This window comes from Mycobacterium sp. SMC-18, assembly GCF_045310895.1.
Classification (GTDB): Bacteria; Actinomycetota; Actinomycetes; order Mycobacteriales; family Mycobacteriaceae; genus Mycobacterium.
Genome location: NZ_JBJIAL010000001.1, coordinates 123,758 through 144,475, shown reverse-complemented (window position 1 = coordinate 144,475; position 20,718 = coordinate 123,758). Strand labels below are relative to the sequence as shown.

At 67.5% G+C, this 20,718-nt stretch carries 24 protein-coding genes and 1 pseudogene; 7 read left to right on the top strand and 18 right to left on the bottom strand.

The genetic code is table 11. The features are described 5' to 3' along the window. Positions 1-46: 46 nt before the first annotated feature. From ACJH6J_RS00725 to ACJH6J_RS00685, 9 genes are all read right to left on the bottom strand, one after another. Positions 47-805 carry a CPBP family intramembrane glutamic endopeptidase gene (locus tag ACJH6J_RS00725; RefSeq protein ID WP_212814427.1) on the bottom strand — a complete coding sequence of 253 codons (759 nt, stop codon included), beginning with the start codon at positions 803-805 and terminating at the stop codon, positions 47-49. Between the two features lie 87 nt (positions 806-892). Beyond that, positions 893-1,141 (bottom strand): Ada metal-binding domain-containing protein, encoded by a 249-nt coding sequence (locus ACJH6J_RS00720; protein WP_406801474.1) that lies wholly within the window; start codon positions 1,139-1,141, stop codon positions 893-895. Positions 1,142-1,143: 2 nt separating this feature from the next. Then, positions 1,144-1,854, bottom strand: a complete 711-nt coding sequence (locus tag ACJH6J_RS00715) for a 2OG-Fe(II) oxygenase (RefSeq protein ID WP_212814431.1) — start codon at positions 1,852-1,854, stop codon at positions 1,144-1,146. After that, a complete protein-coding gene (locus ACJH6J_RS00710; RefSeq protein ID WP_212814793.1) occupies positions 1,851-2,426 on the bottom strand; it encodes a methylated-DNA--[protein]-cysteine S-methyltransferase in 576 nt (191 codons plus the stop codon). Before ACJH6J_RS00710 ends, ACJH6J_RS00715 begins: the two co-directional genes overlap by 4 nt. Positions 2,427-2,457: 31 nt before the next feature. Beyond that, positions 2,458-3,009, bottom strand: a complete 552-nt coding sequence (locus ACJH6J_RS00705) for an RNA polymerase sigma factor (RefSeq protein ID WP_406803397.1) — start codon at positions 3,007-3,009, stop codon at positions 2,458-2,460. A 56-nt stretch (positions 3,010-3,065) separates the two neighbouring features. Next, the gene (locus tag ACJH6J_RS00700) at positions 3,066-4,328 is read right to left on the bottom strand and encodes an HNH endonuclease signature motif containing protein (RefSeq protein WP_406803396.1); all 1,263 of its coding nucleotides are present in this window, start codon (positions 4,326-4,328) and stop codon (positions 3,066-3,068) included. A 42-nt stretch (positions 4,329-4,370) separates the two neighbouring features. Then, positions 4,371-5,603 carry an NAD(P)/FAD-dependent oxidoreductase gene (locus tag ACJH6J_RS00695; protein WP_135355731.1) on the bottom strand — a complete coding sequence of 411 codons (1,233 nt, stop codon included), beginning with the start codon at positions 5,601-5,603 and terminating at the stop codon, positions 4,371-4,373. 40 nt (positions 5,604-5,643) lie between these two features. After that, positions 5,644-6,279, bottom strand: coding sequence for a hypothetical protein (locus tag ACJH6J_RS00690; RefSeq protein ID WP_064857617.1), 636 nt, complete (start codon positions 6,277-6,279; stop codon positions 5,644-5,646). 35 nt (positions 6,280-6,314) lie between these two features. Beyond that, positions 6,315-6,647: a TfoX/Sxy family protein gene (locus ACJH6J_RS00685; RefSeq protein WP_064857616.1), complete on the bottom strand. Its 333-nt coding sequence runs from the start codon at positions 6,645-6,647 to the stop codon at positions 6,315-6,317. A 79-nt stretch (positions 6,648-6,726) separates the two neighbouring features. Between ACJH6J_RS00685 and ACJH6J_RS00680 the strand changes: the two genes are divergently transcribed. Beyond that, the gene (locus tag ACJH6J_RS00680; RefSeq protein ID WP_064857615.1) at positions 6,727-7,776 is read left to right on the top strand and encodes an ABC transporter permease; all 1,050 of its coding nucleotides are present in this window, start codon (positions 6,727-6,729) and stop codon (positions 7,774-7,776) included. 3 nt (positions 7,777-7,779) lie between these two features. Next, entirely contained in the window at positions 7,780-8,796 is a 1,017-nt protein-coding gene (locus ACJH6J_RS00675; protein ID WP_064857614.1) for an ATP-binding cassette domain-containing protein, read from the top strand. 3 nt (positions 8,797-8,799) lie between these two features. Here the strand turns inward: ACJH6J_RS00675 and ACJH6J_RS00670 are convergent. From ACJH6J_RS00670 to ACJH6J_RS00650, 5 genes and pseudogenes are all read right to left on the bottom strand, one after another. Further along, positions 8,800-9,188 (bottom strand): annotated as a pseudogene (locus ACJH6J_RS00670) (nitroreductase/quinone reductase family protein). A 78-nt stretch (positions 9,189-9,266) separates the two neighbouring features. Then, the gene (gene lon, locus ACJH6J_RS00665) at positions 9,267-11,621 is read right to left on the bottom strand and encodes an endopeptidase La (RefSeq protein WP_406803395.1); all 2,355 of its coding nucleotides are present in this window, start codon (positions 11,619-11,621) and stop codon (positions 9,267-9,269) included. Between the two features lie 29 nt (positions 11,622-11,650). Then, a complete protein-coding gene (locus ACJH6J_RS00660; RefSeq protein WP_234785482.1) occupies positions 11,651-12,307 on the bottom strand; it encodes a VC0807 family protein in 657 nt (218 codons plus the stop codon). Positions 12,308-12,480: 173 nt separating this feature from the next. Next, entirely contained in the window at positions 12,481-12,960 is a 480-nt protein-coding gene (locus ACJH6J_RS00655; RefSeq protein WP_061001237.1) for a nucleoside deaminase, read from the bottom strand. An 18-nt stretch (positions 12,961-12,978) separates the two neighbouring features. Further along, the gene (locus ACJH6J_RS00650; RefSeq protein ID WP_162563359.1) at positions 12,979-13,659 is read right to left on the bottom strand and encodes a LuxR C-terminal-related transcriptional regulator; all 681 of its coding nucleotides are present in this window, start codon (positions 13,657-13,659) and stop codon (positions 12,979-12,981) included. 574 nt (positions 13,660-14,233) lie between these two features. On the opposite strand from ACJH6J_RS00650, the gene ACJH6J_RS00645 reads away from it, so the two are divergent. From ACJH6J_RS00645 to ACJH6J_RS00635, 3 genes are read left to right on the top strand one after another with little or no spacing between them, the layout of a single operon-like run. Beyond that, the gene (locus tag ACJH6J_RS00645; protein ID WP_406803409.1) at positions 14,234-14,809 is read left to right on the top strand and encodes a PaaI family thioesterase; all 576 of its coding nucleotides are present in this window, start codon (positions 14,234-14,236) and stop codon (positions 14,807-14,809) included. A 12-nt stretch (positions 14,810-14,821) separates the two neighbouring features. Further along, a complete protein-coding gene (locus ACJH6J_RS00640; RefSeq protein ID WP_135355738.1) occupies positions 14,822-15,529 on the top strand; it encodes an EthD domain-containing protein in 708 nt (235 codons plus the stop codon). Continuing rightward, positions 15,526-16,293: an enoyl-CoA hydratase/isomerase family protein gene (locus ACJH6J_RS00635; RefSeq protein ID WP_135355739.1), complete on the top strand. Its 768-nt coding sequence runs from the start codon at positions 15,526-15,528 to the stop codon at positions 16,291-16,293. The genes ACJH6J_RS00640 and ACJH6J_RS00635 overlap by 4 nt, the downstream gene beginning before the upstream one ends. Here the strand turns inward: ACJH6J_RS00635 and ACJH6J_RS00630 are convergent. Next, positions 16,290-16,478, bottom strand: coding sequence for a bacterioferritin-associated ferredoxin (locus tag ACJH6J_RS00630; RefSeq protein WP_061001233.1), 189 nt, complete (start codon positions 16,476-16,478; stop codon positions 16,290-16,292). The two genes, ACJH6J_RS00635 and ACJH6J_RS00630, sit on opposite strands and share 4 nt — an antisense overlap. Further along, positions 16,478-17,113: a fatty-acid--CoA ligase gene (locus ACJH6J_RS00625; RefSeq protein ID WP_406803394.1), complete on the bottom strand. Its 636-nt coding sequence runs from the start codon at positions 17,111-17,113 to the stop codon at positions 16,478-16,480. Before ACJH6J_RS00625 ends, ACJH6J_RS00630 begins: the two co-directional genes overlap by 1 nt. A gap of 273 nt (positions 17,114-17,386) precedes the next feature. On the opposite strand from ACJH6J_RS00625, the gene bfr reads away from it, so the two are divergent. Both bfr and ACJH6J_RS00615 read left to right on the top strand, forming a co-directional pair. Then, entirely contained in the window at positions 17,387-17,866 is a 480-nt protein-coding gene (bfr, locus tag ACJH6J_RS00620) for a bacterioferritin (RefSeq protein WP_212811326.1), read from the top strand. A 113-nt stretch (positions 17,867-17,979) separates the two neighbouring features. Beyond that, a complete protein-coding gene (locus tag ACJH6J_RS00615) occupies positions 17,980-18,462 on the top strand; it encodes a carboxymuconolactone decarboxylase family protein (protein WP_212811327.1) in 483 nt (160 codons plus the stop codon). A 7-nt stretch (positions 18,463-18,469) separates the two neighbouring features. Here the strand turns inward: ACJH6J_RS00615 and ACJH6J_RS00610 are convergent, their stop codons facing one another. Both ACJH6J_RS00610 and ACJH6J_RS00605 read right to left on the bottom strand, forming a co-directional pair. Then, positions 18,470-18,913 (bottom strand): nuclear transport factor 2 family protein, encoded by a 444-nt coding sequence (locus tag ACJH6J_RS00610; protein WP_020100212.1) that lies wholly within the window; start codon positions 18,911-18,913, stop codon positions 18,470-18,472. Then, positions 18,903-20,702: an amidohydrolase family protein gene (locus ACJH6J_RS00605; protein ID WP_212811328.1), complete on the bottom strand. Its 1,800-nt coding sequence runs from the start codon at positions 20,700-20,702 to the stop codon at positions 18,903-18,905. The genes ACJH6J_RS00610 and ACJH6J_RS00605 overlap by 11 nt, the downstream gene beginning before the upstream one ends. Positions 20,703-20,718 lie beyond the last annotated feature (16 nt).

Here is a 20,718-nt window from a genome sequence, read left to right as displayed (position 1 = left end):
GCAGCAATCTGGTGACGGTTCGGGGGCCAGTCGCGGGGCGGGAGGCCTAGCTGAAGTGCCAGACGGCGGCCGCGGCGAGTGCGCCCATGCCGTTGAGCGACCAGTGCAGCGCGATCGGCGCAAGCAGGCTTCCGGACCGACGCCGCAGCCAGGTGAAGACGAATCCCGCGGCCGCGGTCGCGACGACGGCCATCGCGACGCCGGCGATCATGCCGGCCACCCCGCCGCCGAGCACGCGGGTGAATCCGACGTTGCTGCTGGTCAGGCCCAACGAGGTGGCGATGTGCCAGAGGCCGAACAACAGTGAGCCGGCGGCGGCGACGCCGCGGAATCCCCAGGCCCGGTCGAGCGTGCCGTGCAGTACGCCGCGGAAGGCCAGTTCCTCGGGGATGACGGTCTGCAGCGGAATGACGATCATCGACGCGAGCAGGGCGCCGGAGATCGTCGCGTAGTGGTTGTTGAGGAACATCGGGCGGGTCCAGGGCAGCAGGACGCCGACGGCGATCACCGACCCGACAAGCAGAATGGCGCCGAGCGCGTAGCGCATGCCGGTCCGCCAGTGCGCGCGGCCGAGTCCCAGCTCGGTCCACCCGAGGCCCCGTTTACGGACCAGGGCCACCAGCCCGAGCGCCGCGAGGGGCACGACGACGATGTTCGCCCAGGGGGTCGTGAAGTGGGCCAGCAGGTTGGTCGCGACCAGAACGGCCACCACCACGGCCACGTCGATGTAGACGCGCGGGTGCCGCACGGCTGGTGAGCCGGTCGGTAGGCATGGTGCAGCGGCGGCTGCCGAGGCGTCGATCATCTTTGGCGAGTGTACCGACGGGCGCCAAGGACCCAGGTCACATCGGTTGGCGGCGACCCACTGCCGGATCGATGTGTCGCGCGAGGATCAATGACGGTCCTTCCACCGCCGGTACGTCTCGGGGAGGCACACCGCGCAGGGGCGGTATCCGGCAGCGACGGCAGCGGTCTCATCGGCGAAGAACACCCGATGGGTCACGTAGCCGCCCTTGGCAATGGCCCGCAGCGCCGACGGGCAGTCCAGCCTGCCGTAGAGCTTGTTGCGCCGATGGCCGCCCAGGCGCCCCGGCGTCGCGCTGACGTAGGTGCGGCCCTGCGCATCGATGAGCGTGTACATGCTCAGGCGGCGTCGTGGAAGATCAGGCCGAGGGTCATCCGGTTTCCCGAGCGCAGCGTCGAAACACCATGGCGCACAGGGCCGACGGCCCACCCGCGTTTCGATGCCACCGGCCGTTCGCGCGTGGTGATGACCAGTCCGTGTCCGAACGGGATGGAGATCGCCGAGCCACGCGACTGCGCGCGGGGCCGCTGCTCGTACAGCAGGAATTCGCCGCCGGTGTAGTCGACCTCCGGCCGGGTCAGATTGATGACGACCTGCAGCGGAAAGACCAAGTCCCCGTACAGATCCTGGTGCAGGGCGCACCAGCCGCCGGCGCCGTACTTGAGCAACAGTGCGGTGGTGCGCGTCTGCCCGGCCCGGTGGCAGGTGTCCAGCCAGTCGTCGAAACTGTCGGGCCACGGCGGATCGCGGCGCAGCCGCGTCCACCAGTCGCGGGCGATCGGCAGCAGCCGCGGGTACAGCGCGTACTTGAGCTCGGTGACGATCTCCGGGTAGGGCCGGTGAAAATAGCGGTACTGGCCTTCGCCGAACCGGTAGCGGGCCATGTCGATGGTCGAGCGGAATCGGCTCGCGTCGGGGTAGATCGCCGCCAGCTCGGCGGCCTCGGCCGGCGTGACGAGAGGTCCGGTCAGCGCGCCGCCGACGGTCTCGAGCTCGGTGCGGACGGCTCCCCAGTCGGTGGCGGCGACACGCTGCTGCCAGACGCTCATGCCGCGGCCTCCAGGTCCAGTAGGAGGCGCTTGGCTTCCGGACCGCCGAGGTAGCCGCCCATCGCACCGTCGCTGCGGACCACGCGGTGGCACGGAACGACCACGGGCAGTGGGTTTTTCGCGCAGGCGGTGCCGACGGCGCGGACCGCCCTGGGGCTGCCGGCCAGCGCGGCGACAGCGGCATAGCTGGCCGTCTGCCCGTAGCCGATCTCCGGCAGGTGGTGCAGCACCGCGGCGCGGAATCCGGCGGCCAGCCGCCAATCCAGCGGTACGTCGAAGGTTCGGCGGGTCCGGGTGAAGTACTCGTCGAGTTCACGGGCGACCGCGTCGAGCCGGGCCGGTGCCCGCAGGATGCGCGGGCTCACCTTGTCGGCGAGCTGCTGCAGGACGGTGTCATGGTCTTCGATGGCGTAGGCGACACGGATGAGGCCCTGTTCGGTCGCCGCCAGCAGCAGCGGACCGACGGGACTGTCGACGATGCGGTAGGCGACGTCGAGGACGCCGTCGCGCTGGGCGGCCGCGGCCAGCCGGTCGTGCAATTCGGCCAACCGGTCCGGGCCGATGTCGGTCATGCGTGCCAGGTCGCCGGTGATGATTTCGCCGTTATTCATGGGTGTCTCTTTTCCCGGGCGCCGTCACTCCGATGAGTTCGGCGCGATAGGTGCGTCGTAGCGTGGCGATGCCGTCGCTGGCGGCGCGGCGTGCGGCCGCGGCGGTGCCGCCGAGAATCTCGGCGATCTCGTTGTAGGGCAGTCCCGCGAGGTAGTGGTACGCGACGGCGTGCTTCTGTTTGGGTGGGAGTGCATCGACGGCGACCGCGAGATCGACTTCGATGGCCGCGCTGTCGCGGACGTCGCGCCGAGATGCCGGCTCGGGTACGACGTCAGTGGGGATGGGCCGGCGTGTCCGGGTTCTGGTGATGTCGATGGCCTTGTGGTGCGCGATGGTCACCAGCCAGGCCTCGAGATTCGCATCCGCCGGCAGCTCGGGATAGGCCTTGAGGGCCGCCAGGAACGTCTCCGACCAGGCGTCGTCGGCGTCGTGTGCGCCGACGATGGCGCAACAGACCCGAAAGACCGTCGTGCCATGGTCACGCACCACGGTCTCGAAGGGCGGTTTGGCTTTCACACCCAGTAGACGCTCCGTCGTCGGCATTTGTGAGGTCTCGATCCTCACCGATTTACCGATGCTAGGTGGCGCGGGTGGCCCGTCTAGTTGGTCGACGGTGTGGGTGGTGGTTCGAAGGGTTGGTACCACCACCATTGGGCGCGTTCCCCGGTCGGTCCGGGGCACGGCGGCACATCAGGGCGGGCTGTGGTGGGTGGCCGCGCAAGGGATCCACCGTCCAGTTGTCGGCCCGCGGCATCGGTGACGACCAGCCGATCGGCCGGACCGGTGATGGTGATGACCCGCTGGTGATGCATCCGGTGGTGATACGGGCACACCAGCACCAGGTTGTGCAGCTCGGTTTCCCCGCCGTTCTCCCAATGAATGATGTGATGCGCGTGCAAGCCGCGGGTGGCCCCGCACCCGGGGACCCGACAGCAGCGGTCGCGATGCTCCAGCGCGCGACGCAACCGACGACTGATGGTGCGGGTGCTGCGCCCGGCCCCGATCGGCTGACCATGTTTCTCGAGCCACACCTCGCACGTGGCGTCGCACAACAGCAGCCGGCGTTCCTCATCGGTGAGCACCGACCCCAGATGCAAGGCGGCCGTGCGCTGTTCGAGGTCCATGTGCGCCACGACGGTGGTGCGCTGCCCGTGCGGCCGCCGTGCCACGTCGGCGTCCCAGCCGGCCTCGACCACACTCATGAACGCATCCACACCGTTCGGGAACGGCGGTGCCTGCTCCGACACTTCCCCTTCGGGGTCTTCGTGGTCGCGTTTCCAGTCCGCCACCAACGCATCCTGATGCGACGCCATCGCCGCATCGAACTTCGCCGCCTCCAACTTCGGCAGCCGGATCTTGTACGTGACCGAGCCGTCGTCGTGGCTGGTCTTGGCGATCGACCGCGGCGCCTCGGGCTTCGATTCCGGCTCGGGCTCGGGGCGCGGTTCCAGTTTCACCGCAGTCCGCAACTGCGTGACCGTGGCGGATTCGGCGAACTGCGCGTAATGCTCATCAGAACCCTCGCCGGCATGCTCGGCGACCACCCCGACCTGATCCAGCGACAACCGGCCCGCACGCATCGCCTCAGCGCAGCGCGGGAACTCCTCCAGCCGGTGCGCCACCGCCACCATCACTTCCGCATTACGCGGCGACACACCGGTTTTCCACGCCATCATCGACGCCATCGACCGGGCACCGGTGGCACCCCAGAGCCCGTCACGGTCGATCTCGGCGGCAATCTGCACCAGCCGTGCGTCGATCGCGTTGCGCTGACCGGTCAGCTCACCGATCTCCGCGAAGAACGCATCCATGCGCTCGCACGGCGACGACTCAACATCGAAAGCCGTTGCGGTGCTGGACATGACACCATCAAACCAGAGGGGCCCGACAAAAACGGCGACGCGCTATCCGGCCAACGTGGCCAGCGAAACCGACGGATCGGCGAGCGCCCCGACATCGACCGGCCGTCGAGACCGGATGAGCTGCTTGATGTCGTCGAGGCCTTCCCAGATGTTGACGTTCATGCCGGCGAGCACGCGGTGGCCGCCGTCGAGCCAGAACATCGTGAACTCGCGCGTCCCGAGATCGCCGCGCGTGATGGCCATCTGGTACTGCGGCGCGTATCCCACATATTCCATGCCGAGGTCGAACTGGTCGGTGAAGAAGTACGGCAATTCGTCGTAAGTGCCTGGCGTGCCGAGCATTCCGTCGACAGCTACCGCCGGCTGCTTGAGCGCGTTGGCCCAGTGTTCGGTACGGATGGGGACGCCGAACAGCGGATGCTCGGCCGCCGCGATGTCGCCGACGGCGTAGATGTCGTCATCGCTGGTCTTGAGGGATTCATCGACCGCGACGCCGCCGTCGGCGATCACCAGCCCGGAGCGTTCCGCGAACTCGACGTTCGGCTCGGCGCCGACGGCGACCAGTACCGCGTCCGCCTCGACGGTGGATCCATCGCCGAGCCGCAGCCCCGTCGCTTTGTGGTCAGCGGTGGTGATCTCGTCGACCGTGGTGCCCAAGCGCAGATCGACGCCGTGGTCCCGGTGCAGCCCGACGAACACCTCACCGGCTTCCTTGCCGAGGGAGGCCTGCAGCGGCAGCGCGGCGGTTTCCACCACCGTCACGTCGGCGCCGAGTCCGCGGGCACTGGCCGCGACTTCGAGCCCGATCCAGCCGGCTCCGATTATCGCCAGCCGCCGGCCTTCGGTGAATTGGGCCAGCAGCTCGGTGGCGTCGTCGACGGTGCGCAGGTAGTACACGCCGTCGGCGTCGGACCCCGGGATCGGAGGCTTGCGGGAGCGGGATCCGGTGGCCAGCAACAACTTGTCGTAGTGCTCGTGGTCGCCGGAGTTGAAGGCCACCATGTGCGCCGTTCGATCGAGCGTCGTGACCTCGGTGCCGAGTTTCAGATCGACGTCGTGCTCGGCGTACCAGCTCTGCGGCTGCACCGTGAACTCTTCGACGGTCTTCTTGCCGGCCATGTATTCCTTGGAGAGCGGGGGACGCTCGTAGGGGAGCCGTTCTTCGGCGCCGAACAACACCACCTGTCCGTCAAAACCCTTGCCGCGCAGGGCTTCCGCGGCTTTGGCGCCCGCCAGCCCGCCGCCGATGATCACAAAAGTGGGTGAGCCGGCCATTCGAGATTCCCTTCATCGATCTGAATTCGTGGTTGCGAAGCTAGGTTTCGATACGTTGGCGCACGCTGTCGTCGAGCGAAGCGCGCACGAGTGCCGCCGCCAGCCGGGCATTCCGGTTCGGGGCGAGACTGCTGAGCTTCCGGGCGTCCGTCGGCAGGCCCAGGTCCTTGGCGGCGGCGAGCGCGCGATCGTCGAAATATGGTTGCGCCCAAGTCCAGACGTCCTGGATCTCGCGCAGGAAGATGTCGGCGCCCGTCCGGCCGATACCGTCGAACCCCTGCAGGGCCTTGGCCGCGGCCTTCACATCGTGGTGGGCCCGGATCCGGAGGTTGCGCAGGTCGCCGCCGTACTCGTCGTTGACCCGGGTGGCGATGCGGGTCATCCGGGTCGCCGAGCTCTCGTCGTATCTGGCGTAACCGACGCGCCCGAATGCCTTGATCATCTTGCCGCGGTCGGCCTCGAGTACCGCGGCCGGCGTGCGCAGCCCCGCGCGGAACAATTCTCGCGCCGCGGCGACCGCGGTTTCCGTGGCGATGGGCTTGCTCGCGAGCATGCACAGTGACAGCAGCTTGAACAGTGGCATCGGCTTGTCGCGGAGCGTGATCCCGGCTTCTTCGGCATACGTCGTACCGGCTGCGTCGAGCAGCCGCGCGACGATCTGCCGATCCCGTGCCATAACCCCCGCATACCCAACGGCGCGGAGCGCAAACGCTACTTCGGTGGCAGGGTGCCCGCGTAATCGACGCCGCGGTCGACCCAGGTCTGCAGCTGGCGTTTGGTTTTCAGGCCGTCGGGCGCGACGCGCAGCCAACCGCGCATCTCGCGGCCGCCCATCACCATCAGCCCGACGTGCGCGCGTCCCAGCAACTTCTCGCTGTCGTCGGGCGCAACCCGCACCAGCAGGCCACTGTCGTGACTTGCGGCCACGGACATGTGGCCGTTCAGCAGGAACGCCAGCCCGCCGAACATCCGCTTCTCCTCGATGCCGCGGACCGTGCCGAGTAATTCACGGATCCGGTTGGCCAGATCCTCGTCATAGGCCATGCCGTCAGTCTGCACCAAGAAGCCGTCGGCTTTGGCTATCTTGCCGCTGCACGGTCAGCGAACACGTTAGATTCCACACGTGCTGATCGCGGCGTTACGGGACCTGCAGTGGCGGCGCCGTCGATTTCTCATCGCGGTCGTCGGCACTTCCTTCGTGTTCGCGATGACGCTGGTGCTCACCGGGCTGGCCAACGGATTCCGGGTGGAGGCCAGCAGTACCGTCAACTCACTGGGCATCGACTACTTCATGATCCAGAACGGGGCGGCCGGGCCGTTCCTGGGTTCGTCGCCGTTCGCGCAGACCGAAGTCGAACGCGCACAGCGGCTTCCGGGCGTGCAGGCGGCCGCGGCGGTCGTCTACGCGGGGACCACGGCCCTCGACAACGGAACGCCGCGCACCATGAATCTGTTCGGCGCACCCACGGGCGGGCCCGGCATGCCGGCGATGTCGCAGGGCCGCCCGCCCGCCACGCCCGACGAGATCGCGGTGTCGTCGACGCTGGGCCGCAAGATCGGTGACCAGATGCACATCGCCTCCCACAACTTGCAGGTCGTGGGGATCGTCAACAACTCCACGGTGCTGGCGCAGCAGCCGAATCTGTTCCTGACAACCGTGGGGGCGCAGCGCCTGGTGTACGGCGGTCAGCCCGTCATCGCGTCGGTGGGTATCCGCGGCAATCCGGCCAAGGCGCTCGACGGCTACCGGCTGGTGGACCGCCGTGGCGCCATCGACGACATGATGCGGCCGTTGAAGGTCGCGGTGGACGCCATCAGCATCATGGCTGTCCTGCTGTGGGTGGTGGCCGCGACGATCATCGGCATGTTCATCTACATGTCCGCGATGGAACGCACCCGCGACTTCGCGGTGTTCAAAGCCGTTGGGGTGAAGACGAAGTCGATGATGGCCGGGCTGGCGATGCAGGCCGTTTTCATCGCCGTGTTCTCCGCGGCGATCGGCGTGCTGCTGGCGATGGTGCTCGGGCCGATGTTCCCGATGCGCGTCGACGTCCCGGCGGGTGCGTACCTGTTGCTGCCGGTCGTGGCCATCACGATCGGGCTGATCGCCAGCCTGGCGGGCATGCGGAGAGCGGTGACGATAGATCCGGCGATGGCATTCGGGGGGCCATAGACCATGAGCGGCTTACAGATTCGTGACCTGGTGGTGGAGTACGGCAAGGGCGCCGACAAAGTCAGGCCCATCGACAATTTCGAACTGGAGCTGTCGGCCGGTTCGCTCGCGATCCTGCTGGGGCCCAGCGGTTGTGGGAAGACGACGCTGCTGTCGTGCATGGGCGGAATCCTCAAACCCACTTCGGGTGAGATCCTGTTCGACGGTATCGACGTCACCAGACTCGGACCCAAGGCGCTGACCGACTACCGCCGCAACACCGTCGGCATCGTGTTCCAGGCGTTCAATCTGGTGCCCAGCCTCACTGCCGCCGAGAACGTCATGGTGCCGATGCGTGCCGCGGGGATGAGCCGCGGCGCGGCCCGTCAGCGCGCCGCGGAACTGCTGGACCGGGTCGGCCTGTCGCACCGGATGACGCACCGCCCCGGTGACATGTCGGGCGGACAGCAGCAGCGCGTCGCGGTGGCCCGCGCCATCGCGCTGGATCCGCCGCTGATCCTGGCCGACGAGCCGACTGCGCACCTGGATTTCATCCAGGTCGAAGAGGTGCTGCGGCTCATCCGGGAACTCGCCGACGATCGCGTCGTGGTGGTCGCCACGCATGACAGCCGCATGCTGCCGCTGGCCGACCGCGTCATCGAACTCGTCCCGACGGTCGCCAGTACCGAGCGTGAGCCCGAGGTCTTCGAGCTCGACGCGGGCGACCTCGTGTTCGAGCAGACGACGATCGGTGACCTGATCTACGTCGTCAGGTCGGGCCGGTTCGAGATCACGCGCGAGATGCCCGACGGCGAGACGATGCTGCTGTTCACCGCCGGCCCCGGCGAGTACTTCGGCGAGATCGGGCCGCTGTTCGGGATTCCGCGCACGGCGACGGTACGCGCCCTCACCGACGGGGTCGTCGTCGGCTACACCGTCAAGGACTTCCGGGCCCGGCTGGGGCCCGACCGCATCCACGAACTCATCGAGCACCGTGCGATCCATCTGGCCGACGAACCGCCGTCGGCCGACATCGCCTGAGTCTCAGTCCAGGTCGACGCGGACCGACAGCAGGTCGGTGCCCATCACCCGCACCACGGCGCTGTTCAGCTGGGGGAGTTGCCGCGCCGCTCGACCGGGTCGTCGTCGGGGACCAGGTGCGCGGTGCCGCTGCGCCACTCACCGTTGATGCGCACGCGCACAGCGGGATTCGCCTTGATGTTGCGGACGAAATCGGCGTGGTCGCCGTGCTCGGACACCAGCCAGAACGCGCCGTCGATCACCCGGCCGCCGATCGCGGTGTGGCGTGGCTCGCCGGACTTGCGGCCGATGGTTTCCAGCATGGTCACCGGCAACTGCCGGCCCACCGGGTTGACGAGGCGACGCTGGACGGTGTGGACCACACGCCGTTTCACTTGGTTGAAGTTGGGCATGTGCCCATCTAACGCGAGCAGGCCCAAATGTCCCACCACCATGAGGTGAACAGGAACATTTGGGCCTGCGCGTTGGGGTTACGCCGCCGCCGTGACCTCAGCGGCCGGCTCCAGCGCCTGGGCGATGATGTCGGCGACGTCAGTCATGGGCCGCACATCGAGTGCGTCCAAGACCTCGGCCGGCACGTCGTCCAGGTCCGGTTCGTTGCGTGACGGGATGAAAACCGTTGTCAGCCCGGCACGTTGGGCTGCCATCAGCTTCTGCTTGACCCCGCCGATGGGCAGCACCCGCCCGTTCAGCGTGACCTCGCCCGTCATCCCGACATCGGACCGCACCTGCCGTCCGGTGGCCATGGAGACCAGCGCGGTCACCATCGTCACACCCGCGGACGGACCGTCCTTGGGCACCGCGCCCGCGGGCACGTGGACGTGGATGCGGCGATCCAGCGCCTTTGGATCGACATCCAGCTCCGCCGCGTGTGACCGGACGTAGGACAGCGCGATCTGCGCCGACTCCTTCATCACGTCGCCCAGCTGACCGGTCAGTTGCAGACCCGGTTCGCCATCGTTGGATCCGGCCTCGATGTAGAGGACGTCGCCACCCATGCCGGTGACGGCCAGGCCGGTCGCCACGCCGGGCACCGCGGTGCGCTCCGCAGACTCCGGCATGAATCGCGGACGGCCCAGGTACTCGACCAGATCCGGTTCATCAACCGTGACCGCGTCAACACCCGACGCCAGCCGCGTGGTGACCTTCCGCAGCGCCTTCGCCAGCAGTCGCTCGAACTGCCGCACACCCGGTTCGCGCGTGTAGTCCGCGGCGATCTTGCGCAGCGCCGCGTCCGTCACCGTCACCTCGTCGGTGGTCAACGCCGCCCGTTCGGCCTGCCGGGGCAGCAGGTAGTCGCGGGCGATGGCAACCTTGTCGTCCTCGGTGTAGCCGTCGATCTGCACCAGCTCCATGCGGTCCAGCAGCGCGCTGGGGATGTTCTCGATGACGTTGGCCGTCGCCAGGAACACCACATCGGACAGGTCCAGATCCAGATCCAGGTAGTGATCGCGGAACGTGTGGTTCTGCGCCGGGTCCAGCACCTCCAGCAGTGCGGCCGCCGGATCGCCGCGGTAGTCCGAGCCCACCTTGTCGATCTCGTCCAGCAGCACAACGGGATTCATGGAGCCGGCCTCGCCGATGGCCCGCACGATGCGGCCCGGCAGCGCGCCGACGTAGGTGCGCCGGTGGCCACGGATCTCGGCCTCGTCGCGCACACCGCCCAGGGCGACGCGGACGAACTTGCGGCCCAGGGCGCGTGCCACCGACTCACCCAGCGACGTCTTGCCGACACCGGGAGGGCCGGCCAGCACCATGACGGCGCCCGAGCCACGACCGCCGACGACGGCCAAGCCGCGCTGGGCGCGGCGGGCCCGCACCGCCAGGTACTCGACGATGCGGTCCTTCACGTCGTCCAGCCCATGGTGGTCGGCGTCCAGAATCTCCCGGGCGGCCGTCAGATCCGTCGAATCCTCGGTGCGCTCGTTCCACGGCAGTTCCAGCACGGTGTCCAGCCAGGTCCGGATCCAGCCGCCCTCGGGGGTCTGCTCGCTGGACCGTTCCAGCTTGCCGACCTCGCGCAGCGCCGCCTCGCGCACCTTCTCGGGCAGATCGGCGGCCTCGATGCGGGTGCGGTAGTCCGCGGGCTCCTCGGCGCCGGCGCTACCGTCCAGCTCGCCCAACTCCTTGCGGATGGCGTCGAGCTGCTGGCGCAGCAGGAATTCCTTCTGCCGCTTGTCCATTCCGGCGCGGACGTCCTCGGCGATCTTGTCGTTCACCTCGACCTCGGCCAAGTGCTCGCCCGTCCACTCGATCAGCAGGTGGAGGCGACGACTCACATCTGAGGTCTCCAGCAGCTCGCGCTTCTGCACGTCGGTCAGGTAGGACGCGTAACCCGCGGTGTCGGCCAGTGCCGACGGTTCGCTGATCTGGTTGACGGCGTCGACGATCTGCCACGCTTCGCGGCGCTGCAGGATCGCCAGCAGCAGTTTCTTGTATTCGGCTGCCAGGGTGCGGGTTTCGTCGGTCGCAGCGGTCTCGGTGATCTCGTCGACCAGGACCCACAGCGCACTGCCCGGGCCGGATGTGCCGGACCCGATGTGTGCGCGCCGCTCACCGCGGACGACGGCGGCGGTTCCGCCACTGGGCACGCGGCCGACCTGGACGATCGACGCCAGGACGCCGTGGGTGGGGTAGCGGTCGTCGAGGCGGGGCGCGATCAGCAGCTTCCCGGCCTCGCCGGCGGCTGCGGCGGCCTGGGCCGCGTCGACCGCGGCACGTGCGGCCTCATCGAGTTCGATGGGCACGACCATGCCCGGCAGGACGATCGGCTCGGTGACAAACAGGACGGGAACAGCGATGGGCGCTGTTGTGGCGTCAGACATCCGTACCTCCAAAGTTGAATCTCCTGCGCTCAACCTTTGTGGTCGGTGATTTGTTCCGCCGTCTCCAAGGCGGGTTCGTCCCGCTCGTCCCACCTGGCGCGGGCACGCTTGCCGACGATGAACGTCGCGGTCATCAGGACGCCGGTGGTCGCGAGCGAGAATGCCGAGGCCAGGGCATTGGCGACGTCCACCGACGTGGCGAAGATGATCGCCAGCTGCACGCCGGTGCCGACGATCAAGCCCGCGCCCCACATCGCTGAGAGCAGAACGTGTACCCGGCGGCGATATGTGATGGCAGCCACGCTGGTGTCCTGCGGTCCGCCCTGAAGCCGTTCTGCCACCACCTGCGTGAGCGGTGTACCGATCACGCAGCTGCCGAGGAAGACCAACCCGCCGATCCCGCCGACCAGCGTGGTGCCGGCGAGCAACAGCCGGGCGTCCGAGGTGCTCAGTCCCACTGCCAGGCTGAGCCCGAAGTTCAGCATCAGATAGCCGGCGAACGGATCGAGGCGCCGGGTCCGGATCGCGTCATAGGCGACCTTGCTGCCGGCCAGCACGGTGGCGGTGAGCAGAGCCACGTATTCCGAGAACCCCGCGGCCCGCAGCCCGTAGTACGCGGCCAGTGGCGGAGCGATGTCCAGGAGGATGCCGCGAATGATGGGTCTCATGGACTGCGCGTCGCTCACGGCGACGACACTATGCGGCGATCCTGAGTGGCAGCCAAAGCGGGAGCCTGCCGTCTCGGGGGTAACGGCAGGCTCCCGTGGTTACTAGTGAAACACCGTGACGGCACGGTTCCGCGGACCGATGCCGAAGAGAGACATCGCAATTGGCTAACGGTTATGACTCGGAACAGCGCTCATGGCCGGAAGCAGGCTGCGTACAAGCCCTTCATGGTGTCGGCCAGGTCGTCGACGGGGCCGTCGACGGGCACGCCGGGTGCCACGACCGAAATGGGCAGTGCCGCAACGGGGGAGGGCGCGACGCCCCACTCGGCGAGCCAGCCGCCCAACTGTGCCGACGACGTCGCGTACACGATGCGCCCCAGGCCGACCCAGGCGTGCGCCGCCGAGCACATCGGGCAGTGTTCGCCAGAGGTGTACGTCACCGCGGCGGCCCGCTGCGCGGCATCGAGATTGGTTGCCGCCCAACGGGCGATGGCGAATTCGGGGTGCTGGGTCTGATCTCCGCCGGAGACCCGGTTGCGGTCCTCGAAGACGACGACGTCGTCGGCGTCCACCAGGATCGAGCCGAAAGGCTGGTCGCCGTCCGCCAGTGCCTCCCGGGCCAGCTCGACACAGCGGTTCAGGTGGCGCAGATCATCGGCGGTGACGGTCATGGCGTGGAGTCTACGGAGTCACAGATCGTCGATGCTGATGATCCGATCCTGGATGGCGCGCGCCACCAGCGCGGCTTTGGTGCCGGCGGGGCGCCCGGCGGCGATGTACTTGGCCCGGATGCGCTGGAGATGCGTACGCACGGTGCTGGGCGCCAGGAACAGCTGCTGGGCGACGAGTTCCTTGCTGTCGGTCCGGAACCACGCCAGCAGCACCTCCTGCTCTCGCGGCGCCAGCACCGGCCGCAGGCAGAAGTTGCGGTCGTCGAGAGCGGCGGCGACGTTCGGGCCCACGTAGGGGAACGGGGTGACGGCGGCCCGGATCGCCTTGAGCAGGTGCTCGCGGCCCGCGGTCTGGAACAGGTAGGTCCGGGCGCCCGAGTCGATCGCGGTGCGGATTACGTCGCGGTCGGTGAGATGCGAGTACACCACGACGTGGTAGCCGCGGTTGGTGAGGTCACGCACCGCGGCCAGGCTGTTCGCGTCGTCCGCGGCCAGGCCCAGTACGACGACGTGGGCGTCGTCCGGGGGAAGGGGGTGGCGGCGCAGGAATTCTCCGGTGTCGACGTAGTAGGCCGTAGTGCTCGAACCGAGTGCGTGATCGTCGCGGAGCCAGGTCGCGATGCCGGCATGAACGACTTCGTACGAGTCGACGACGGCCACGCGCGAGACCCGGCACCCGGCGAACGGATCGATCCTCATCGGCCTGCGCTCCTCAACATCGGGATCCCACCCCCGTCGCCCGCGGTTTCGGGATCGCATTGCCGCATTGCCCAATTGAATTTGCTGCGAGTAGGCAGTCGGCGTTGGATTCAGACTCTAATCCGCAGGCTGCACGATGTACAGCATTGTTCCGCCGGAATACGCAGATTTTCGCAGTGTGCCGCGGCGCCTGTTCGGCGATCTCTCGAATTCGAGCCAATGACACTGGTAGACGTGCATCCTTGGCGGAGTGGTCCCAGGGGCAGCGCGGCGTGTCGGGTGGTCGCTTGGTCGAATCTCGCGATTCCTGGCAGGCCTGGCGTGGCGGACCGCCGGTCTCGGTAAATGCGGCCCAGGTTGCTCGTGGTCAATTTGCTGACACTGAATTGCGTGGTAGCTGTTGCCCTCGGGCGCCGCGGCGACCCCGGCCGCGCCGTGAATTGTCGTAGGCGTCCGAAACCTGTTGCCGCGCAGGCAATGGGACCCCACTCTCGACAGCCTGATTAGAACGTGTTCTAGTTCAAGGGTGCTCGAGGACACATTGCAGAAGCTGAGCGCCGACGAGGTGGCGCGAATGCGAGCCGTCTACGAACCGCTGACGCAGTCCGTACGCGAACTCATCGACGCCACCATCCGGACAGAGGTCGCCGCCGAGGCCATCGCCGCGGTGCAGGCCGAGATCGACGCCGCCACGGCCCAGCTCCGGGCGCAGCAGCTCGAAGGCTCGTTCGGGATCCGGTTCGGCGCGCACGGCAGCGAAATGCCCTGGGGCAACGCGGTGATCGGGGTCCGCAATCCGATCGCCCCGCCGGTGGAGCTGATCCGGGCCGACGACGGCAGCGTGTCCGCCGACTTTCACCTCGGCGCCGCATATGAAGGGCCGCCCGGCCACGTCCATGGCGGGGTGTCGGCGATGATCCTCGATCATGTGCTCGGCGAGGGTGCGAGCCTGCCGGGGCAACCGCGGCTCACCGGCACGCTCACCATGCGCTACCGGCGCATGACGCGGCTCGGCGACCTGCACACCGAGGCCCGCATCGTCCGGACCGAGGGCATCAAGACCTATGCCGTCGGGCACATCGCCGATGCCGAGGGCATCACGGTGGAGGCCGAGGGTGTGTTCATCACGCCGCGCTGGGCGCGGGACTGACGGGGAGATTCGATGGAGAAGGTCATGGTCACGCTGCGGCGTGACACCGCCGACGACGCCTGGTGCGAGCGTCTGCGCACCGAGGTCGCCGGCGAGTTGCTGGCGCTGGGGGTGCCCGGACTCGCGGTCAACGTCAAGGACGGCGCGGTCCGGGACTCCCTGATGCTCCTGACGACACTCGACCCGCCGGTCGTCGCGGTGGTCAGCGTCTGGACACAGCAGTACTACGGCGCGCAGATGACCGCGGTGCTGGATCGACTGCGGGCCGAATGCACCGAACTGGCCGCATATCTGGTCACCGAATCGGTGCCGATGGCCGGTCCGGCCATCGCCGTCGGTGAGCGCACCACGGGCCTGGCGAACGTGGCGCTGCTGCGGCGTCCCGACGGCATGGACGAGCGAGAGTGGTTCCGCCGCTGGCACCTCGACCACACCCAGGTCGCGATCGACACCCAATCCACGTTCGGTTACACGCAGAACGCCGTGGTGCGCGCGCTGACGTCCGACGCCCCGCAACTCGGCGCCATCGTCGAGGAGCTGTTCCCCATCGAGGCGACGACGAGCCTGCACGCCTTCTTCGGCGCCGCCGACGACGCCGATCTGGCCGACCGCGCCGGCAAGATGGCCGCCAGTACCTCGGCCTTCGGTGCCAACGTCAACGTCGACACCGTGCCCACCAGCCGCTACATCATGCGAAACCCGTTTGGAGACAACCTGTGACCGACGCCGCGCTCGTCCAGATCGACGACACCAACCGGGTCCGGACCCTGACCCTGAACCGGCCCGACGCACTCAACGCGTTCAGCGAAGCGCTGTACGACGCCACGACGATCGCACTCAAGGAGGCCGCCGCAGACCCGGACGTCTCGGTCGTCCTGCTCACCGGCGCCGGCCGGGCGTTCAGTGCCGGCAACGACCTCGTCGAGATGCAGGAGATGGTCACCAACCCCGAATACCAGATGGGGGAGTACGGATTTCCCGGCCTGATCGAAGCGCTGACGGCGTTTCCGAAGCCGCTGATCTGCGCGGTGAACGGCGTCGGCCTGGGCATCGGCACCACCATCCTCGGCTATGCCGATCTGGCGTTCATGTCGACGACGGCGCGGCTCAAATGCCCGTTCACCAGCCTGGGCGTGGCGTCGGAGGCGGCGTCGTCCTACCTGTTGCCGCGGTTGATGGGCCGGCAGAACGCCGCCTGGCTGCTGCTGTCCTCGGAATGGGTGAGCGCCGATGAAGCGCTGCGCATGGGTCTGGTGTGGCGGGTGTGTGAGCCCGACGACCTGCTGCCGGAAGCCCGCCGCCATGCGGAAATCATTGCCTCGCGGCCGCTTTCGAGCCTGATGGCAGTCAAGCACGCGATGGTCGAGCCGACGCGGGAGGCGATCGTCGCGGCGACGCAGCGCGAGTCCGGTCAGTTCGCCGAGTTGCTCGGCGGGGCTGCCAACGCCGATGCGCTGAGCGCGTTCGTGGGGCGCAAGGGCTAACCGGCCTTGTGCACCGGGCAGTCGGTGCGGGCCGCTTCGATGATGGCCCGCACGGTGCGGCGGCAGCGGCCGCAGTCGAGGCCGGCGCCGCATTTCTCGGCGATCTGCTTCGACGTGGTCGCACCATCCGCGACGAGTTCGGTGACGACCTGGCTCGTCACTCCGGTGCACAGGCAGACGAACATCAGTCGGCCGCCTCGATCGACGTGATGTGGGCCAGGGTCCCGACGAAAACCGTTGGATAGACGCCGAATCCGGCGGCCGACATCCATTCGGCGGCGGCATCGGGGTGATCGATCCAGCGCCGGGCGGCAGTCTCGTTCACGATCTGCTGCAGGATCAGCACCTCGTGGCCGTCGTCGAAGGCCCGGTACACCCAGACCTTGCACACGCCGGCGTCGCGGAACCGGGCGGCGGCGTCGTGCACCTTGTCCATGAGGGCGGGGACGTCCTCGACCGCGGTCACGACGCCGACGACGACGGACGCGACGGCATGCTGGCCCGGCGGGGGCTCGGCGATATCGACCTTCTCGACCACTTCACCGGCGAAGATCGCGGGGATGTCGTCCACGCCCGAGGCATCGAAGAATTCGAATATCGCCGGCGAACGCAGAACTTCGCGGACGGAATTTGCATTACGAATTCCGACGGTGGCCAATACCCGGCCCGGTTCCCACAGTGATGAATATACGACGACGTGGTGTGCGGAAAGCTCGGTGAGAATCGACCGATGCGATTTCACCCGCTCCCACATGGATTCCACATCGTCGACACGAAAATCAGCGGCAAGAATGAGCGAGTGCAACGGTTGCTCGCTCATCGGCTCCTGCCATTCCGGGTCGCTCGGGTCCGCGGACGGGCGCCGCGGGGGTTAGTGCAGTCTAACCTTACTTAGGGCAGCCAGTCCATAGCTGCTGGCCAGCAGTGGAGTCGTGGATCTGGATACCGGGGATTCGGGATCGAATCGGGGGGGCGAAACACCCGCCGAACCGGTCGCCGACAAAGGGTCACTCGACTAGGTTTGGAACAGGCACGTTGTTGTTCCGCGCCAGTGACACTTGACCCAGCCCGATGGTGTTTTAAAGGAGCCGAAATGCAAGGCGACCCCGAGATCCTCAAACTGCTCAACGAGCAATTGACGAGTGAACTCACTGCGATCAATCAATACTTCTTGCATTCGAAGATGCAGGACAACTGGGGCTTCACGGAATTGGCGAAGCACACGCGTGAAGAATCGTTCGAGGAAATGCGCCATGCGGAAACCCTCACCGATCGCATCCTGTTGCTGGACGGCCTCCCCAATTACCAGCGGCTGTTCTCGCTGCGGATCGGGCAGACCTTGCGCGAGCAGTTCGAGGCCGACCTGGCCATCGAGTACGAGGTGGTCACCCGCCTGAAGCCGGGCATCATCATGTGCCGCGAGAAGGGTGATGCCACGAGCGCGAACATCTTCGAGGCCATCCTCGCAGACGAGGAAGGTCACATCGACTATCTGGAGACGCAGCTGGAGCTCATGGACAAGCTCGGCGGGCAGCTCTACGCGGCACAGTGCGTGTCGCGCCCGCCGTCATAGGCGGTCCCGGTCGAACACGGCCTCGCCCTTCGGGGCGGGGCCGTTGTCGTACGCCGGGAATTTGTCCGCCGAAAAACTAGAACTTGTTTCAGTTTTGGCGTAGCGTGCGAAAAGTGAGCCGAATCGGAGATTTCACCGACGAAGACGTAACCGCCTGGGTGGTCAAGTCACCCGACATCGGCACGGCCATGGCCGGTTTCACCAACGCCGTCTACACCAAGGGCCGCCTGCCGCTGCGTGTACGTGAACTGGCCCGCGTGGTGATCGCCCTCGACAACGAGTGCGTGGTGTGCCAGAACACCCGCGATTCGGCAGCCGAGGCGGAGGGCGTCGACGAAGACCTCTACAACCACGCCGGCGTGTGGCAGACCTGGCCCGGCTACTCCGAACAGGAGCGCATCGCCGCCGAGTTCGCCTACCGTTTCGCTTCCGACCACACTGGGCTGCGCGACGACGAAGACTTCTGGGCCCGTGCCGCAGAGCATTTCAGCGACGAGCTGATGACCGACCTGGCGCTCTCGTGCGCCATGTGGCTCGGCATGGGCCGCATGCTGCGGACCCTCGACATCGGTCAGGCCTGCAAGATCACCCTCTGAGAGGGGTCTAGACCAGTCCGGTCGCGTCGAAGATCCACGACATGTCAGCGGTCGCGAAATTCTCCAGCCAGGACGGCGGCGCGAAGTTCGACAGCGCGCCCATGTCCCAGTAGTCCTTCCACAGCGTCACCTTGCCGTTCTCGACGCGGTGCACGGTGACGAACTTGAGGATCGCGGATTCGCCGGTCTCCCAATGCCATTCCTCGTGATGCTCGTACATGGCATCGGCGCCGTTGGTCAGCAGCAGGCCGTCGAAGTTCTCATACGATGCCAGCGGCTCCAGGCCGATCTTGAGCCGCTTGACGATGTCCTCGGGCCCGCGCGCGGCGGCGGCCGGGCCGACCGGCATGTCCAGGTAGATGCAGTCGTCGGACACAAAATCCTTCAGTCGCTCCCAGTCCCGCGCCGACAGCGCCTGCCACAATCCGTGGACCGTATCCTCAACCGACACTGGCGAACTCACCTTCCTTGGCGACGGGCAGGGCGGGGGTCTGACGGGCGAACCGTAGGAAGCGGCCGGTGCGGGTGGTGCCGACGAGATCGGTCGGCACCCCGTTGCGGACGACCTGCTGGCCACCGACGAACACCGCGGCGACGGTGGCGTCGTTGCGGTTGACCATGCGGGACAGTCCGCCGTACTGCGCCACGGGCTCCTCGGCGTAGGCGTCGAGCGCATCGTCCAGCCGCTCCGGGTCGATGACGACGAGGTCGGCGCGGTCACCGACGCGCAGATGTCCGGCGTCCAGGCGGTACCAGTCGGCGAGTTCGCCGGTCAGCCGGTGCACGGCCTGCTCGACGGTCAGGAAGGGCGTACCGGCGCGCTCGGCGTCGCGCACGTGCCGCAGCAGGCGCAGGCCCATGTTGTAGAAAGCCATGTTCCGCAGGTGCGCACCGGCGTCGGAGAAACCGAGCTGGATGCCGGGGTCGCGCGCCAGTTTCTTGAGCACCTCGGGGCGGTGGTTGGAAATCGTCGTGCGCCAACGGACATCGCGGCCGTATTCGAGTACCAGGTCGAGGAAGGCGTCCACCGGATGCAGCCCGCGGTCGACGCCGACCTGACCGAAGGTCTTGCCGATGAGGGACTCGTCGGGGCAGCCGACGATCTCGGCGTCGAAGAAGTCGCGGTGCCACACCCGTACGCCGAACTTGTTCTCGTAGTCCTTGCGGAACTCGCGGCGGTACTCGTCATTGCGCATGAGGTCGTTGCGCTCGACCTCGTCGCGCAGGTGCAGAGCCGCTGCGCCCGAACCGAATTCCTCGAACACCACGAGGTCGATACCGTCGGCGTACACCTCGAACGGTACGGGCAGGTGCTGCCACCGGAAGTTGCCGCCGAGCTTGTTCACCAGCCTGGCGACCGGTCCCATGATGGTGATGGCGTACGGGTTGGCCTTGATGTCGGCGGCCGACAGCAGGCTCGTCTTGAGGTTCTCGCGGAACAGGCCGAGCGACTGGGCCAACTGCGACACCAGGTTCAGCGGGTTCTGCAGGTCCGGGCCTGACTGCAGGATGCGGCCCGAGCGGCGCAGCTGCGTCTTGAGCCGGCGGAGCTCGCGGGCCTTGGCGTAGGTGGACGGCAGGGTGCGCGACCGGCAGGTGTCACCGTCGATCTTGTCGAAAAGCAGCTGCTGCGAGGACATTCCGACGAACCCGGCCTGCAGTGCGGCCGCGAGCATCTGTTCCATCTCGGCCTGCTCGCCGCGGGTGGGCCGGACGTCCTTGCGGGTGGCGCGGTCCAGGCCCATGACGGCGGTGCGCATGTCGGAGTGGCCGATGAACGCGGCCACGTTCGGTCCCAGCGGCCGGTCCTCGAGTGCGTTGATGTAACCCTCTGCGGTGTCCCAGGTCTTGTTCTCGTCGACGGCGGTGATGACGTGGTCGCGCGGGATGGCCTCCACCCGGCCGAACAGGTCACCGGCGTCTTCGCCGCCGACATGCACCGTGGACAGCGAGCAGGAGCCGAGCATCACGGTGGTCACGCCGTGCCGCAGCGACTCGGCCAGGCCGGGGCCGGCCAGTACCTCGACGTCGTAGTGCGTGTGGATGTCCAGCAGGCCCGGCGTCACCCATTTGCCGGTGGCATCGACGACGTTCGGGCATCCGGTGTCGTCGAGGTCCACGCCGATCGCCACGACGTGTCCAGCGCGGATTCCGATGTCCCGGACCGCGGAAGGCGCGCCGGTTCCGTCGAACCAACGGCCATTGCGGATGATCGTGTCGAACGTCGTTGCAGAGGTCACCTAACTATAGAAGCGT

Excerpts from the sequence above, each read along its gene's own strand:
- ACJH6J_RS00685 (WP_064857616.1), bottom strand. The coding sequence starts at position 6,647 with ATGGCCTATGACGAGGATCTGGCCAACCGGATCCGTGAATTACTCGGC.
- bfr (WP_212811326.1), top strand. The coding sequence starts at position 17,387 with ATGCAAGGCGACCCCGAGATCCTCAAACTGCTCAACGAGCAATTGACG.
- ACJH6J_RS00625 (WP_406803394.1), bottom strand. The coding sequence starts at position 17,113 with ATGAGCGAGCAACCGTTGCACTCGCTCATTCTTGCCGCTGATTTTCGT.
- ACJH6J_RS00640 (WP_135355738.1), top strand. The coding sequence starts at position 14,822 with ATGGAGAAGGTCATGGTCACGCTGCGGCGTGACACCGCCGACGACGCC.
- ACJH6J_RS00655 (WP_061001237.1), bottom strand. The coding sequence starts at position 12,960 with ATGACCGTCACCGCCGATGATCTGCGCCACCTGAACCGCTGTGTCGAG.
- ACJH6J_RS00705 (WP_406803397.1), bottom strand. The coding sequence starts at position 3,009 with ATGCCGACGACGGAGCGTCTACTGGGTGTGAAAGCCAAACCGCCCTTC.
- ACJH6J_RS00630 (WP_061001233.1), bottom strand. The coding sequence starts at position 16,478 with ATGTTCGTCTGCCTGTGCACCGGAGTGACGAGCCAGGTCGTCACCGAA.
- lon (WP_406803395.1), bottom strand. The coding sequence starts at position 11,621 with ATGTCTGACGCCACAACAGCGCCCATCGCTGTTCCCGTCCTGTTTGTC.
- ACJH6J_RS00650 (WP_162563359.1), bottom strand. The coding sequence starts at position 13,659 with ATGAGGATCGATCCGTTCGCCGGGTGCCGGGTCTCGCGCGTGGCCGTC.
- ACJH6J_RS00720 (WP_406801474.1), bottom strand. The coding sequence starts at position 1,141 with ATGTACACGCTCATCGATGCGCAGGGCCGCACCTACGTCAGCGCGACG.
- ACJH6J_RS00675 (WP_064857614.1), top strand. The coding sequence starts at position 7,780 with ATGAGCGGCTTACAGATTCGTGACCTGGTGGTGGAGTACGGCAAGGGC.
- ACJH6J_RS00725 (WP_212814427.1), bottom strand. The coding sequence starts at position 805 with ATGATCGACGCCTCGGCAGCCGCCGCTGCACCATGCCTACCGACCGGC.
- ACJH6J_RS00700 (WP_406803396.1), bottom strand. The coding sequence starts at position 4,328 with ATGTCCAGCACCGCAACGGCTTTCGATGTTGAGTCGTCGCCGTGCGAG.
- ACJH6J_RS00715 (WP_212814431.1), bottom strand. The coding sequence starts at position 1,854 with ATGAGCGTCTGGCAGCAGCGTGTCGCCGCCACCGACTGGGGAGCCGTC.
- ACJH6J_RS00645 (WP_406803409.1), top strand. The coding sequence starts at position 14,234 with ATGCGAGCCGTCTACGAACCGCTGACGCAGTCCGTACGCGAACTCATC.
- ACJH6J_RS00690 (WP_064857617.1), bottom strand. The coding sequence starts at position 6,279 with ATGGCACGGGATCGGCAGATCGTCGCGCGGCTGCTCGACGCAGCCGGT.
- ACJH6J_RS00695 (WP_135355731.1), bottom strand. The coding sequence starts at position 5,603 with ATGGCCGGCTCACCCACTTTTGTGATCATCGGCGGCGGGCTGGCGGGC.
- ACJH6J_RS00710 (WP_212814793.1), bottom strand. The coding sequence starts at position 2,426 with ATGACCGACATCGGCCCGGACCGGTTGGCCGAATTGCACGACCGGCTG.